The sequence below is a fragment of the Kitasatospora sp. NPDC001603 genome (assembly GCF_040298365.1).
GTDB lineage: Bacteria > Actinomycetota > Actinomycetes > Streptomycetales > Streptomycetaceae > Kitasatospora.
The window spans coordinates 33,276-47,502 of record NZ_JBEPAA010000045.1; the positions used below are offsets into that span (position 1 = coordinate 33,276).

Below are 14,227 nucleotides of genomic sequence, written 5' to 3' on the forward strand. Positions count from 1 at the left end.
GCCGGTGGCGCGGCAGGCGGTGCGGCAGGCGGTGCGGCAGGCGGTGCGGGCCGGCGCTGCGGCCGGCGTCAGCCGATCAGGGTCACGCCGTCGCCCTGGAAGGACAGCTGGAGGCCCTCCTCCTTCGGGGTCACCCCGGACAGCTTCAGCCCGGCCGGGAGCTGGTCGAGGGTGAAACTGACCGGATCGACCTTCTGGTTGGTCAGGCCCGCCACCATCGCGGCCACCCCGCTGAGCTGGAACCCGTCCGTCGTGACGGTGTTGCCCTGGCTGTGCACCGAACCCTCGCCGACCGCGAGCGGGCCCAGCGCCGCCTTGATCCTGCCCGGCCCGCCGTACGACAGGCTCAGCCGGGCGTTGGGGGCCACCGGCAGCTTCCCGGCGGCGGGCACCATCTCGGCGGCGGGCGGCAGCAGCTGGGCGAGGTCGGCGTAGGAGATCAGGCCGCTGCCGCTGCCCTTGGCCACCGTGGCGCTGCGCAGGCTGTCGCTCACCGCGACGCCGGACAGCCGGGCCTCGAAGGAGTGCAGCGCCACCTGGCGGGTGCCGTCACCGACGGTCAGCCCGTCGGCCGAGATCCGGAGGTCGTCCACCCTCTTCGACAGCAGATCGGTGAGGAACGGGACGTCGCCGATCGACACGTCCGGCCGATGGCTCATCCGGCCGCTCTTCACCAGTTGCTCGGCGACCTCGTCCTCGGCCAGGCCCACGGCGATCCGGTCCGCGCCCACCAGCAGGCCGGAAAGGACCACCAGGCCGATCGTCGCCTTCAGCCAACCGCGCATCGCTCTCCCCCGTCGTCGCCCGCCGCTGTCGTCGTACGCGTCGTTCTCTTCGTCGATCTCGTCTTACCGGTCGGTCTCGTCCTACCGGTCGGTCCGGTCCTACTCGTCGGTCCGGTCGGCGCCACCGGGCCCGCGAGCGCCCCGCCCGCCCGGCCGCCGCGACGGCCGCGCTCGCACGACCGTACGACGCCCGGCTCCGGACCATGGTTCCGGAGCCGGGCGTCGCGGGGCGTGCCGCCGGACCTCAGCCCGCCAGCAGCCGGGTGGCGAGCCAGACCAGCGGCGAGGCCACCGCCAGCGGCAGGGCCACGCCCGCCGTCATGTGCACGAAGCGGGACGGGAAGTCGTACCCGGCCACCCGGCGGCCGACCAGGGCGCCCAGACCCGCCAGCACGCCCAGCGCCAACGGGGCGCCGACGACCAGGCCGAACACCACGGCCGCCAGCAGTCCGAGCACCGGGCCCAGCTGCTTCGGACCGGGCAGCGGCGCCGCGGCCAGCACGGTGGCCAGCGCGACCGCGCCGACCGCCGCCGGCACCCAGTCCGCCAGCAGCAGCGCGGTGCAGAGCACCGTCACCACGCTGGCCGAACCGAGCACCGTGAGCGCGTAGAACCGCTCCTTCGGGTCCGAGGGGCGGAACGTCTGGAGCACCAGGACCAGCAGGAAGAACCCGCCCAGGGTGCCGACGACGGCTGCCGCCCCGCCGTCCGAGTCGGCCAGCAGCACCGCCACGTCGGCGGTGAGACCGGCCAGCACGGCGAGGGCGATGCCCTGACGGGCAGGCCACATGCCGTTCAGCCGGAACCAGCCGGCCGCGGTCAGCACCTGGAGCAGCGCGACGACCAGCGCCAGCGCCGGCTGCCCGATCGCCGCGCCCCCGGCCAGCAGCGCGGCCGCACCGGCGGTGATCAGGGCGGGCTGCAGGCCCGGGTCGATGATCGGCGAACCGGTCCGGACGGGCGCGGCGGAACCGGGCGCCACCGGTCCGGGCGCGGCGGTGCCTGGCCGACCCGGCACGGCGCCGTGCGGGGCACCGGCGCGGCGGCGGCCGGTGGGGGCACCGGGGCCGTCGGCGGGGGCCGTCGGGCGCTTGAGCGTCATGGTCGGCGAGTCGAGGACGTGCGCCGGGGCCGGGGCGGGGGCCGGGTTCGCGGCCGGGGCCGGCGCGGGCGGCATCGTGCCCGACACCACCACCGGTGGGAGCAGCGTCGTCGCCGCGTCGTCCATCGGCGGGACGGGCGGGAGCAGGGCCGTCGCCGCGTCGTCGACGGGCGGCTGGGCGTACGGCTGCTGCCCGTACGGCTGCTGCCCGAGCGGCGGCTGTCCGTACGGCTGCGGCTGCTGCCCGTACGTCGGTCCGGCCTGCTGCGGTCCGGCCTGCTGCTGACCGCCCGGCCGGGCCTGCGGACGCTGCTGCCCGTACGGCTGCTGCGGAGGCCGGGGCTGTCCGTACGGCGGGGGCTGCGGGGGCTGCTGCTGCCCGTACGGCCGCTGGGGCGGCTGCTGCGCGGGGCCGCCGCCGTACGGCGGCGGCTGCCCGGGAGCACCGGCCGGCGGCCGGCTCCCCGGGTGCTCCGGCTGCCCCGGTGCCCGGCCCGCGGCGGGAGCGGGAGCAGGGGCGTACGGCCGGGCCACCTGCTCCTGCGGCTCCGGCGCGTACCCCTGCTGGGGGGCGTACGGGTGCTGGGACTGCGCCTGCGGATGCGGCGGCTGCTGCGGCTGCTGCTGCCAGCCGCCCGGGCCGGTCCCCTGCGGGCCGCCGTTCACGTTGTTCGGGTCCGTCACGCCGCTCACCCTCCCGCGAACGGCGGGAGCACCTCGACCGTGCCGCCCTCGGTGAGGGACACCGTCGCGTGGTCACGGCCGCCGACGGGAGAGCCGTCGACCAGGTAGGAGCAGTGTCCGAGCAACCGGACGAGCTTCGGCCGGTCGGCGTGCCGCGTCCTGGCCGCCGCGAGCGCCTCCGCCAGGGTCGCCGCCTCGTACGGCTCCTCGGCCAGCCCGGCCTCCGACTTCGCCGCCGCCCAGTAGCGGATCGTCCCGCTCACCCGAGCGGCGCCCGCTGGTTCGGTGGTCGCGCCCATGGCAACCCCTTCTCGTCGTCCTCGCCCGGGCCCGGTGCCCCGGGCGGGTCCCCACCGGCGGCCGAACACCACTCGAAAGAGGTACGCGCACGGTGCCGCCGATACGCGTCCCATGATGGCGTGTCCGCCGACCCGACCGGCAATCGCCCTGGCCGTGCGGGTGCCGGCGCCCGCACGACGCTGTGGTCAGGCTCACCCCCGGCGTGCCCGAAAAGGCCGAACGGCCGCTTTCGAGCCCTCCCGGCGAGAGAGCAGGTCGGCTATCCTCGACCCCTGAGGGATCCGGGCAGAGTCGCCCCCGGATCCTTTCGTGCTTTCAGGACGCCAGTACGGACGTTCTTGCGATTCGTCGGTCCACCCCCGGCGCGGAGCAGGAACCGCCCCGCCATTCCCGGCACAACGACGTACCGGGACCAGGACGGGGTGTCGGATCCCGGCTCCGGGCCGCCGCCCGGTACGGGACAGACCGGAAGGTTCACGGGATGGGCAGGGCAGAAACGGTGCACCAGGGGTTGCGGGACCTCCGACGCACGCCTCGTTCTGCCGTGCACGCCGGTGAATCCTCCGGTGGACGCCTGGCCTCCTCCCCCACCTCCCTCGCGTCGCCCGCCGCCGCCCCACCCGGGGCCCGCGCGCGACACCTCCTCGCACGTGCGCCAACCGGCTGTGGCGGCAGCCGTCACGCGACCGCGACGACCCGGAAAGGGGACTACCGGGTATGAGTTCTCTGCTCCTCCTCACCAACGCGCTGCAGCCCTCCGCGGAGGTACTGCCGGCCCTCGGCCTGCTGCTCCACAACGTCCGGGTGGCGCCCGCCGAGGGCTCCGCCCTGGTGGACACCCCCAGCGCGGACGTCATCCTGGTCGACGGCCGGCGGGACCTGCCGCAGATCCGCAGCCTCTGCCAGCTGCTCCGCTCCACCGGCATCGGCTCACCGCTGATCCTGGTGGTCACCGAGGGCGGCCTGACCGCCGTCACCGCGGAGTGGGGCATCGACGACGTCCTGCTGGACACCGCCGGCCCCGCCGAGGTGGAGGCCCGGCTGCGGCTCGCCCTCGGCCGCCTCCAGGTGACCACCGACGACAGCCCGATGGAGATCCGCAACGGCGACCTCTCGGTCGACGAGGCCACCTACTCCGCCAAGCTCAAGGGCCGGGTGCTCGACCTCACCTTCAAGGAGTTCGAGCTGCTCAAGTACCTCGCGCAGCACCCCGGCCGGGTCTTCACCCGGGCGCAGCTGCTCCAGGAGGTCTGGGGCTACGACTACTTCGGCGGCACCCGGACGGTCGACGTCCACGTCCGGCGCCTGCGGGCCAAGCTCGGCGTCGAGAACGAGCAGCTGATCGGCACCGTGCGCAACGTCGGCTACCGCTTCGTCGTCCCGGAGAAGCCGGACAAGGGCGAACGGCCGGACCTCGCGCAGCGCTCCTCGGCCTCGCTGGAGGCCTGACCGCCGGCCGGGCGGCCGACCGCCGCCCGGCCTGTCCGGATTCGCCCCGCGCTGTCCTGCCGGCATCCGCCGAGCAGCCGAGCTACCACTGCCCGGGCGGACGCCACACGCGTAGACTCCTCCCGTGGCCAAAGTGACGCGCGACGATGTAGCCCGACTGGCTGGTACCTCGACCGCGGTCGTCAGCTACGTCATCAACAACGGGCCGCGCCCGGTCGCGCCCGCGACCAAGGAGAAGGTGCTCGCGGCGATCGAGCAGCTCGGCTACCGGCCGAACAGCGTCGCCCAGGCGATGGCCTCCCGCCGCACCAACCTGATCGGCATGGTCGTCCCCGACGCCCGCCAGCCGTTCTTCGCCGAGATGGCGCACGCCGTGGAACGCGCCGCCTCCGAGCGCGGCAAGCTCGTCCTGATCGGCAACTCCGACTACGTGGACGACCGCGAGGTGCACTACGTCCGCGCCTTCCTCGGCATGCGGGTCTCCGGCCTGATCCTGGTCAGCCAGGGCCCCTCGCAGCGGGCGGCCGAGGAGTTCGCCGCGATGGAGGGCGCCAAGGTGGTGCTCCTGCACCGCCGGCCCGAGGCGATCGACGACGTCGCGGTGGTCACCGACGACGTGGCCGGCGCCGAGGCCGTCGTCCGCCACCTGCTGGAGGAGCACGGGCACCCGTACGTGGCCTGCTTCGGCGGCCCGGTCGAGTCCCCCGCCCCCGGCGACCCGGTCATCGACCACGTCGAGGGCTGGCAGCGCGCCATGGACGCCCACGGCCTGCCCACCGAACCGCACCTGATCGACGCGCCCTTCCACCGCTACGGCGCCTACGAGGTCGCGCTCGGCCTGCTGGGCTCGGCCGAGCGGCCGCCCGCCGTCTTCTGCTCCACCGACGACCAGGCGATCGGCGTGCTGCGGGCCGCCCGCGAGCTCGGCCTGCGGGTCCCGGAGGACCTCGCGGTGGCCGGCTTCGACGACGTGCCCGAGGCCGCCTTCGCCGACCCGCCGCTGACCACCGTCGCCTCCGACCGCGACGCGATGGCCCGGGCCGCGGTGGACCTCGTCCTCGACGACTCGCTGATGGTGCCCGGCTCGGACACCGAGCGGGTCCGGAAGTTCCCGTCGCGCCTGGTCATCCGCCGTTCCTGCGGCTGCCAGCCGAGCGCGCCGCAGGAGACTCGGCCGTCCTAGCGGCGGTCCCGGCCTGACCAGGCTTTATGAGAAGTCAACGGGCTTCTCGGGGGCTTCTGACCCCGTTCTCATCGGATCCTCATCCGGCGGGCGGACGTTGGTCGGCATGAGCGATCAGCAGCACGGCAGCGAGCAGTACGACCCGTACCGGGCCCCGCACGGACACCCGCACCCCGCCGAGGGCCAGGTCGTCCGGGGCACCGTCCTCGACAGCACGACCACCGGGTACCCCGCCGCCGGTCACCCCTCGGTCGGCACCCCGCCCCCTCCCCCGCCCGCGGCCCCGCCGATGCCGTCGGCGCCCCCGGCCGCCGACGGACCGACGTCCCACGGCGGGCACGGCGGCCGGGGCAGGCGCGGCCTCCTGCGCGGCCGGGTCGCGCTGGTCACCGCCGTCGCGGCGATCGCCGCCGTCCTCGGCGGGGTGACCGGCGGTGTGGTCGCCGCCCAGGAACACGGCTCGGCCACCCGCACCGGCACCATCGCCAGCCCGGTCTCCGCCCGCTCGGACGGCAGCGCCGACGTCGCCGCGATCGCCTCGGCCGTCTCGCCGAGCGTCGTCCAGATCACCGTGAAGACCGCGAACGGCACCGCCACCGGCACCGGCGTGGTGCTCGACAAGGACGGCCGGATCCTCACCAACTACCACGTCGTCTCCGGCGCCTCCGACGGCGGCCAGGTCACCGTCACCTTCAAGGACGGCTCCACCGCCAAGGCCACCGTCACCGGCACCGACAAGTCGCTGGACGCCGCCGTGATCACCGCGAGCGGCGCCAAGAACCTCAGCCCCGCCACCCTCGGCGACTCCTCCACCGTCGGGGTCGGTGACGCGGTCGTCGCCATCGGCAACCCGGAGGGCCTCACCGGCACCGTCACCTCCGGCATCATCAGCGCCGAGAACCGCGAGGTCACCGTCCAGGTCGACGAGGGCACCACCAGCGGCAACGGCGGCTTCGGCTTCCCGAACCTGCCCGGTCTGCGCGGCAGCACCCCGCAGCAGAACAGCGGTGAGACCGCGACCTACAAGGCCTTCCAGACCGACGCCGCGCTCAACCCCGGCAACTCCGGCGGCCCGCTGATCAACGCGAACGGCCAGGTCATCGGCATCAACTCGGCGATGTACTCGGCCGGCGGCTCCAGCTCCACGGCCGGCGGCGGCACCGCCGGCAGCGTCGGCCTCGGGTTCGCCATCCCGATCAACGACATCAAGCAGGTGCTGCCCGAGCTGCAGGCCGGGCAGAACATCTAGACGGACAATTACTCCGAGCAGGTCACCTCAGCACCCGAGCAGCGCCCCCGGCAGTTCCCGCAGCACCCGAGCAGCACCCCAGCAGGCTCCCGACAGGCTCTCCGCCGAGGAGAGACGACGAGAAAGGGCAACCGCCCATGACCCCGGCCGCCGACGACCGCACCCCCGCCGAGCCCGGACCGGCCTCCGCCCGGCTCCTCGTGGTCGACGACGAACCCGCCCTCCGGGACGCACTGGAGAGCAGCCTCGCCTTCGAGGGCTACGAGGTCGCCACCGCCACCGACGGCTACGAGGCGCTGGAGACCGTCGAACGGGAGAAGCCCGACCTCGTCCTGCTGGACATCATGATGCCCCGGATGGACGGCCTCACCGCCGTCCGCCGGATGCGCTCGCGCGGCGACACCGTCCCGGTCCTGATGCTCACCGCCCGCGACGCCGTCGGCGACCGGGTCACCGGCCTGGACGTCGGCGCCGACGACTACCTCGCCAAGCCCTTCGAACTCGACGAGCTGCTCGCCCGGGTCCGCGCCCTGCTCCGCCGCAACGCCCTCGCCACCGAGGCCGCCGCCCGCGCCGCGGCCGTCGAGGACGACAGCGAGGTCCTGGCCTTCGCCGACCTCCGGATGAACACCGCCACCCGCGAGGTCACCCGGGCCGGCAGGCCGGTCGAGCTGACCCGCACCGAGTTCATGCTGCTGGAGATGTTCCTCTCGCACCCCCGCCAGGTGCTCACCCGCGAGCAGATCCTCAAGGCGGTCTGGGGCTTCGACTTCGAGCCCTCCTCCAACTCCCTGGACGTCTACGTGATGTACCTGCGCCGCAAGACCGAGCAGGGCGGCATGCCCCGGATCATCCAGACCGTACGCGGCGTCGGCTACGCCCTCCGCCCGGCCGCCGGCACCACGGCGTGAGCGACACCGCCACCCCGCCCCCGCCCCTGCTACCGCCCCGCGTCCACCGCCGGCAGCGGCTCGCCCGCTGGTACCGCGCCCAGTCCCTGCGCCGCCGGCTCACCTTCCTGACGGCGGCGGCGGTGGCGGTGGCGATCGCCCTGTCGGCGCTGGCCTGCTGGTTCATCGTGGAGAAGCAGCTGTACGGGCAGGTCCGCAACGACCTGCAGAACGTGCCGCCTCCCCGCGCGGCCCCGCTGAGCCTTCCGTGCGCCACGACCCCGGAAGCCGCCCTGAAGATGGTCCAGCAGGCCAAGGAGGCCGGGACCCTGCCGGAGCCTCCGGGCGGTGGCCCCGCCGCCCGGGACACCCAGTTCGTCTGGGCCGACCCGGCCTGCGTCACCCTGCCGGCGAGTGCCACCAGGGCGATCGTGATCCAGCCGGAGGACGCCCGGGCGTTCGCGCTGAAGCCGAATCAGTCGATCATCCGCGACGGCCGCTTCACCAACGGTGATCCCGCCACGGTCAAGATCACCACAGCCGTCGCCACCAACCACTCCTCCGTGCTCATCATGGTCGCCTCCCCGACCAAGTCGACCGAGGAGTCCCTGCAGAACCTCGCCCTGATCCTCGGGGGCGTGGCCCTCGGCGGCATCATCCTCGCCGGGGTCGCCGGCCGGTTCGTGGCCCGCTCGGCGCTCAAGCCCGTCGACCGGCTCACCGACGTGGTCGAGCACATCGCCCGCACCGAGGAGGTCGGCAGCACGATCCCCGTGCACGGCAGCGACGAGATCGCCCGGCTCTCCGCCTCGTTCAACTCGATGAGCACCGCGCTCGCCAACTCCCGCGACCGCCAGACGCGGCTGATCGCCGACGCCGGGCACGAGCTCCGCACCCCGCTCACCTCACTGCGCACCAACGTCGACCTGATGATCCGCAGCGACGACACCGGCCGTCCGCTGCCCGCCGCGACCAGGACCAAGCTGCTCGGCAACATGAAGGCGCAGATGCAGGAGCTCACCGTCCTGATCGGCGACCTGCTCCAGCTCTCCCGCCCCGACACGCCGAAACCGGGCCGGATCCTGGCGGTGGTCGCCCTGCACGAGCTCGCCGACCGGGCCGTCGCCCGGGCGAAGCTGCGCGGTCCGGGGCTGGTCTTCGAGACCGACGTCGAGCCGTGGTTCGTCCAGGGCGACGCCGCCGCGCTGGAGCGCGCCGTGATCAACCTGCTGGACAACGCGGTCAAGTACAGCCCGCCCGGCGCCGCGATCGACGTCCGGCTCCACCAGGGCGTGCTGACCGTCCGGGACCACGGCCCCGGGATCCCGTCGGACGAGCTGCCGTACGTCTTCGACCGCTTCTGGCGCTCGCCGTCCTCGCGCCAGCTCCCCGGGTCCGGCCTGGGGCTGTCGATCGTCGCGCAGAGCGTGCGGGAGGCGGGCGGCGAGGTGTCGCTCGGCCCGGCGCACGACGGGGGCCCGGGCGCCCTGGCCACCGTCCGGCTGCCGGGCGGCCCCTCGGCCGGCTAGCGGCCGGGCCCGGACGGACGGAACGGGCGGGGCGCCCCGACAGCGCCCCGCCCGTTCCTCCGTCGGCTCCGGTCAGTCGTTGTCGACGCCCGGGCCGATGACCTTGATGCGGTCCTGCGCCGGCGCCTTCAGCGGCGCGGCCGCCGAGCTGTTGGCACCGAGGTAGGCGGCGAAGACGTCCAGGTCGGAGGCGCCGACCAGCTTGTCGGTGCCGGCCGCGAAGGCCGGGAAGCCGTCGCCGCCGCCGGCCAGGAACTCGTTGGCCGCGACGCGGTACTTGGCGGCCGGGTCGATCGCCGCACCGTTCAGCCGGATCGAGTCCACGAGCACCCGGTCCGCACCGGCCTTGCGCATGTCCAGGGTGTAGGTCAGGCCCTTGGAGGACTGCAGGACCTTCGGCGAGGCCGCGTTGGCACCGCTCACCTGCTGCTGGAGCAGCTGGACCAGCTGGGCGCCGGTCAGCGTCTTGACCTGCATCATGTTGGTGAACGGCTGGACGGTGAACGCCTCGCCGTAGGTCACCACGCCGTCGCCCTCGGCCCCACTCGCCTTGTAGACCAGGTCCGAGCGGATGCCGCCGGGGTTCATGAAGGCGAGCTGCGCGCCGCCCTTGTCGGCGGGCGCCAGGCCGGCCAGCTGGGCGTCGGCGATCACGTCACCGAGCGGCTTCTCCAGGTCGCTGTTGCCGCGGCCGTTGATGTCCGAGGCGATGTAGCCCAGCGGGCGGTTGGCGATCGGCGCGGCCAGCTTGGAGTAGTGGTCGATCAGCGCCGTCATGTCCGGGGCCTTCTCGACCGTGCGGCGCACGATGTGGTTCTCGGCCTTGACCGAGGGGCGCACGATGGTGCCCGTGGTCTTGTCGAGCTTCAGGTCGATCTCGGTGTAGAGCCGGCCGAACGAGGCGGCGCTGGTCACCGAGCGCGGCACGCCCTGCGGGTCGGGGATGGTGCAGGCGTAGGCGTTGTGGGTGTGACCGGTGACGATGGCGCCGATCGCCGGGTCCAGGTTCTTGGCGATGTCGACGATCGGGCCGGAGATGCCCTCACCGGCGGCGCCGCAGTCGTAGTTGTAGGTGCTGCTGGCCGGCAGCCCGCCCTCGTGGATCAGGGCGACGATCGAGTTCACGCCCTGCTTCTTCAGCTCGGCCGCGTACTTGTTGATCGTGTCGACCTCGTCGCCGAACTTCAGGCCCTTGACGCCCTCGGCGGTGACGATGTTCGGCGTGCCCTCCAGGGTCGCGCCGATGAAGCCGACCTTGACGCCCTGCGACCTGGTCACCCAGTACGGGGCCAGGATCGGCTTGCCGGTCTTCTCGTTGGTGACGTTGGCGGCCAGGTAGTTGAAGTTGGCGCCCTTGAACTTGCGCCCCTCCTCGTAGCAGCCGTCCACCGGGTGGCAGCCGCCGTCCTGGAGGCGGATGAGCTCCTTGGAGCCCTCGTCGAACTCGTGGTTGCCGACCGCCGTGACGTCCAGGCCGAGCTTGTCCATCGCCTCGATGGTCGGCTCGTCGTGGAAGAGCGCCGAGGTCAGCGGGGAGGCTCCGACGATGTCACCGGCGGCGACGGTGATCGAGTCGTCCGCCGGGATCCGGGCCTGGCGCAGCGCGGTGGCCAGGTACTCGATGCCGCCGGCCGGGGTGCTGACCGGCTGACCGGTCGCCGGGTCGATCTCCCGGATGGTGCCGGACGAACCGGCCGGGGGCTCCAGGTTGCCGTGGAAATCGTTGATCGCCAGCAGCTGGAGGTTGACGGTCTTGTGACGCTTGGCGTCCGCGGCCTGGGCGGCGGTCGGCATGGCCACGGTGCCGACGAGGCCGGCCGCGGCGACGGCGGCCAGAACGGCACGTCGGGATCTGACGGTGAGCATGAAGGTCCCCTGCACCTTGAGAGAGCGCCCGGCGGTCGACATGCGTGGACGGGCGACGGGAGGCGTTGCGCCAGTGCAGCCTAGAGTCAACGCGCGTAGCTGTCAGGACCCTGGACGTAACGACAGGGTTACCTGCTGACGAACCGTCGCCGCACGGCGGGCCGCCGGACGGGCGCGCCGAAGCGGCCCGGAGCCGGACCGGACTGACGCGGCGAGGGCTCCGGCGCACGCCGGAGCGGGGTTCAGAGACCTGGTTCGGACGCCAACTGGCGCTCTGCACGGGTCCGCTCGGCGACCGTGTCCTCCGTCATCGCGCGGTCGGTGTAGACCAATGGCCGCTCGGCCTCGGTGATGATGTGCTTCACCACCTGGACGTTGCCGTTGACGTCCCAGACCGCGATGCCGGGCGAGAGTGTGGGGATGATCTCAACCGCCCAGCGCGGCAGACCCAGCACCCGGCCGGTGGCTCTCGCCTCCTCGGCCTTCTGCATGTAGATCGTCCGGGTGGAGGCCATCTTGAGGATCGCCGAGGCCTCCTTGGCGGCCGCGCCGTCCACCACGTCGGACAGGTGGTGCACCACCGCCACGAAGGAGAGACCGAGCCGGCGCCCGAACTTCAGCAGCCGCTGGAACAGCTGGGCGACGAAGGGGCTGTTGATGATGTGCCAGGCCTCTTCCACCAGGAAGATCCGCTTGCGCCGGTCCGGCCTGATCCAGGTGTGCTCCAGCCAGACGCCGACGATCGCCATCAGGATCGGCATCGCGATCGAGTTCCGGTCGATGTGCGACAGGTCGAACACGATCAGCGGCGCGTCCAGGTCGATGCCGTCGGTGGTCGGCCCGTCGAACATGCCGCGCAGGTCACCGTCGACCAGCCGGTCCAGCACCAGGGCCACGTCCAGACCCCAGGACTGCACCTCGTCCACCCCGACCCCGAGCGACTCCACCGAGGCCAGCTCGGGGCTGCGCAGGGTGTCGATGATGTCGTCCAGCACCGGCTGCCGGTCGGTCACCGAGGCGATCACATGGGCGTGCGCCGCCTTCAGCGCGAACCCCGCCCGCTCCTCCAGCCCGCGCCCCATCGCCACCTCGACGATGGTGCGCAGCAGCGACAGCTGGCCGGTCTGGGTGATCGCCGGGTCCAGCGGGTTGAGCTTCACCCCGCCGTCCCGGGCCGCCATCGGGTCGAGCCGGATCGACTTTATGCCCAGCGCGTTGGCGATCAGGTTCCACTCGCCGACGCCGTCCTCGCCCTGCGCGTCCAGCACCACCACCTGCCGGTCGCGGAACCGCAGCTGGCGCAGCACGTACGTCTTCTCCAGCGCGGACTTGCCGTTGCCCGACTCCCCGAGCACCAGCCAGTGCGGCGCCGGCAGCTGCTGCCCGTACAGCTGGAAGGGGTCATAGACGTAGCCCTTGCCGCTGTACACCTCGCGGCCGATGATCACGCCGGAGTCGCCCAGCCCCGGCGCGGCGGTGGGCAGGTAGACCGCCTGCGCCTGGCCGGTGGAGGTGCGCACCGGCAGCCGGGTGGTCTCCACCTTGCCGAACATCAGGCTGGTGAACGCGTCGGTGAGGTTGCCGATCGCCATGCGGGGCCTCCAGGTGGATCAGCGGCGGATGCCGGTGGCGAACGGCAGGGTGTTGACGAACGCCCGGTGGTGCTCGCGGTCGCACCACTCCAGCTTGAGGTAGCTCTTGCCGGCCGAGGCACGGATGGTCCGCTTGTCGCGGGCCAGCGCCTCCGGGTTGCGCGAGGAGACGGTGATGTAGCCGACCAGGTTCACCCCGGCCGCGCCGGAGGCCAGGTCGTCACCGCGCTGGTCGACCCGGCCGGTGTGGGCCAGGTCGCGCGGGTCGACCGTCCGGTTCATCTTCGCGGCGCGACTGGCCTCCGCCTCGTCGTTGGTCTTCTCGGTGAGCATCCGCTCGATCGCGACGTCGGTGGGCTCCAGGTCCATCGTCACCGCGACCGTCCGGATCACGTCCGGCGTGTGCACCAGCAGCGGCGCCAGGAAGTTGACGCCCACCGGGGTCAGCGGCCACTCCTTGATCCACGCGGTGGCGTGGCACCACGGCGCGCGGGTCGCCGACTCGCGGGTCTTCGCCTCCAGGTACTGCGGGTTCGTCGCGTCCAGCTCGGCCGGCCAGGCGTTGCGCCGGGACATCGCCTGGATGTGGTCGATCGGGTGGTCCGGGTCGTACATCGAGTGCAGCAGCGAGGAGAGCCGCGCCTGCCCGAGCGGCTGGCGCACCCGGATGTCGGCCTCCGCCAGCCGGGCGCAGATGTCCGTCAGCTCACGGGCCATCACCGCGGCCAGGCCCTCGTCGTCCCGGGCCCGCCGCCCGGTCGCCGTCCGGCCCATCGCGTGCGCCTCGGCGGCCAGGTCACGGGTGTAGTGCATGCAGGCCACCAGGTACGCCCGGTGCTGCTCGGAGGAGGTCGACACCATCGACTGCAGCTGGTCGTACGAGTCCTTCAGCCAGCCCGGCGCGTCGTGGTCGCCGCGCCGCTCCACGTCCTTGGCGTGCGCGTCCGGGTCCGCCGGCAGCGTACGGGCCAGGATCTGCAGCCGCGTCACGAAGCCGTCGCCGTTGGCGACGTGCTTCAGCAGCGTGCCGAACCGGTCGACCAGGGCCTCCTGGTCCTCCGAGTCGCGCAGGCCGACGCCCGGGCCCTCGATCTCGATCGCGGCCGTCACCGTCCGCCGCTCCAGGTGCATCAGCACCCCGACCTCGTCCGGCCCGAACGGCGCGGCCAGCCAGCGCAGCCGCCCCACCCCGGGCGGCGGGCCGACCTCGACCTCCCGCCCGTCCATCCGGGTCCCGGCGTCCATCACGTCCGACTTCCACACCGCCCGGCCGCTGCGGACCGTCCGGCGGTAGGTGCGGTTGATCTCCACCCACTTGTAGAACGTCCGGCGCCGGTACGGCACGTAGACCGCCGCGATCGCCAGCAGGGGCAGACCGACCAGACCCGCGATGCGCAGCGGCAGGATCGGCATCAGCAGACCCCAGAGCATGCCGAGGAACGCCCCGAAGATGATCAGGACGATCTCGCCGGACTCCCGGTTGCGGCCGATCGGCGCGTTCGGGCGGGCCTTGCCGATCAGGTAGGTGCGGCGCTGGTGCACGTACGGCTGGGCGTACTGGGCGCCGTACTGGCCGAGTGGTTCGCTGCTCACTTACC

The 14,227-nt window shown here is 73.2% G+C and carries 11 protein-coding genes; 5 read left to right on the forward strand and 6 right to left on the reverse strand.

The features are described from left to right. Window positions 1-68 precede the first annotated feature (68 nt). From ABT263_RS25595 to ABT263_RS25605, 3 genes are all read right to left on the reverse strand, one after another. On the reverse strand, window positions 69-785 hold the full coding sequence (locus ABT263_RS25595; RefSeq protein ID WP_352293671.1) for an LmeA family phospholipid-binding protein: 717 nt from the start codon (window positions 783-785) through the stop codon (window positions 69-71). Window positions 786-1,029: 244 nt separating this feature from the next. Next, window positions 1,030-2,571: a hypothetical protein gene (locus ABT263_RS25600; protein ID WP_352293674.1), complete on the reverse strand. Its 1,542-nt coding sequence runs from the start codon at window positions 2,569-2,571 to the stop codon at window positions 1,030-1,032. A 5-nt stretch (window positions 2,572-2,576) separates the two neighbouring features. Next, entirely contained in the window at window positions 2,577-2,870 is a 294-nt protein-coding gene (locus ABT263_RS25605; RefSeq protein ID WP_329489100.1) for a MoaD/ThiS family protein, read from the reverse strand. A 718-nt stretch (window positions 2,871-3,588) separates the two neighbouring features. On the opposite strand from ABT263_RS25605, the gene ABT263_RS25610 reads away from it, so the two are divergent. The 5 genes from ABT263_RS25610 to ABT263_RS25630 all read left to right on the forward strand — a co-directional run bounded on the left by ABT263_RS25610 (window position 3,589) and on the right by ABT263_RS25630 (window position 9,171). Continuing rightward, window positions 3,589-4,320 (forward strand): response regulator transcription factor, encoded by a 732-nt coding sequence (locus ABT263_RS25610; RefSeq protein ID WP_352293677.1) that lies wholly within the window; start codon window positions 3,589-3,591, stop codon window positions 4,318-4,320. A 124-nt stretch (window positions 4,321-4,444) separates the two neighbouring features. Then, entirely contained in the window at window positions 4,445-5,503 is a 1,059-nt protein-coding gene (locus ABT263_RS25615; RefSeq protein WP_352293680.1) for a LacI family DNA-binding transcriptional regulator, read from the forward strand. 106 nt (window positions 5,504-5,609) lie between these two features. Beyond that, window positions 5,610-6,752: a S1C family serine protease gene (locus tag ABT263_RS25620; RefSeq protein WP_352293683.1), complete on the forward strand. Its 1,143-nt coding sequence runs from the start codon at window positions 5,610-5,612 to the stop codon at window positions 6,750-6,752. 137 nt (window positions 6,753-6,889) lie between these two features. Then, window positions 6,890-7,663, forward strand: coding sequence for a response regulator transcription factor (locus ABT263_RS25625; protein ID WP_329489096.1), 774 nt, complete (start codon window positions 6,890-6,892; stop codon window positions 7,661-7,663). Then, window positions 7,660-9,171 carry a sensor histidine kinase gene (locus ABT263_RS25630; protein WP_352293686.1) on the forward strand — a complete coding sequence of 504 codons (1,512 nt, stop codon included), beginning with the start codon at window positions 7,660-7,662 and terminating at the stop codon, window positions 9,169-9,171. The genes ABT263_RS25625 and ABT263_RS25630 overlap by 4 nt, the downstream gene beginning before the upstream one ends. A 72-nt stretch (window positions 9,172-9,243) precedes the next feature. On the opposite strand, the gene ABT263_RS25635 is transcribed toward ABT263_RS25630, so the two are convergent. From ABT263_RS25635 to ABT263_RS25645, 3 genes are all read right to left on the reverse strand, one after another. Further along, window positions 9,244-11,037 (reverse strand): bifunctional metallophosphatase/5'-nucleotidase, encoded by a 1,794-nt coding sequence (locus ABT263_RS25635; RefSeq protein WP_380385463.1) that lies wholly within the window; start codon window positions 11,035-11,037, stop codon window positions 9,244-9,246. A gap of 242 nt (window positions 11,038-11,279) precedes the next feature. Continuing rightward, complete coding sequence (locus tag ABT263_RS25640; RefSeq protein ID WP_329489094.1) at window positions 11,280-12,629, reverse strand: ATP-binding protein; 1,350 nt, start codon at window positions 12,627-12,629, stop codon at window positions 11,280-11,282. A gap of 18 nt (window positions 12,630-12,647) precedes the next feature. Next, the gene (locus tag ABT263_RS25645) at window positions 12,648-14,222 is read right to left on the reverse strand and encodes an SCO6880 family protein (RefSeq protein WP_329489093.1); all 1,575 of its coding nucleotides are present in this window, start codon (window positions 14,220-14,222) and stop codon (window positions 12,648-12,650) included. Window positions 14,223-14,227: the final 5 nt, after the last annotated feature.

Coding starts and splice junctions, on each gene's coding strand:
- ABT263_RS25595 (WP_352293671.1), bottom strand. CDS start 785: ATGCGCGGTTGGCTGAAGGCGACGATCGGCCTGGTGGTCCTTTCCGGC.
- ABT263_RS25605 (WP_329489100.1), bottom strand. CDS start 2,870: ATGGGCGCGACCACCGAACCAGCGGGCGCCGCTCGGGTGAGCGGGACG.
- ABT263_RS25610 (WP_352293677.1), top strand. CDS start 3,589: ATGAGTTCTCTGCTCCTCCTCACCAACGCGCTGCAGCCCTCCGCGGAG.
- ABT263_RS25620 (WP_352293683.1), top strand. CDS start 5,610: ATGAGCGATCAGCAGCACGGCAGCGAGCAGTACGACCCGTACCGGGCC.
- ABT263_RS25625 (WP_329489096.1), top strand. CDS start 6,890: ATGACCCCGGCCGCCGACGACCGCACCCCCGCCGAGCCCGGACCGGCC.
- ABT263_RS25635 (WP_380385463.1), bottom strand. CDS start 11,037: ATGCTCACCGTCAGATCCCGACGTGCCGTTCTGGCCGCCGTCGCCGCG.
- ABT263_RS25640 (WP_329489094.1), bottom strand. CDS start 12,629: ATGGCGATCGGCAACCTCACCGACGCGTTCACCAGCCTGATGTTCGGC.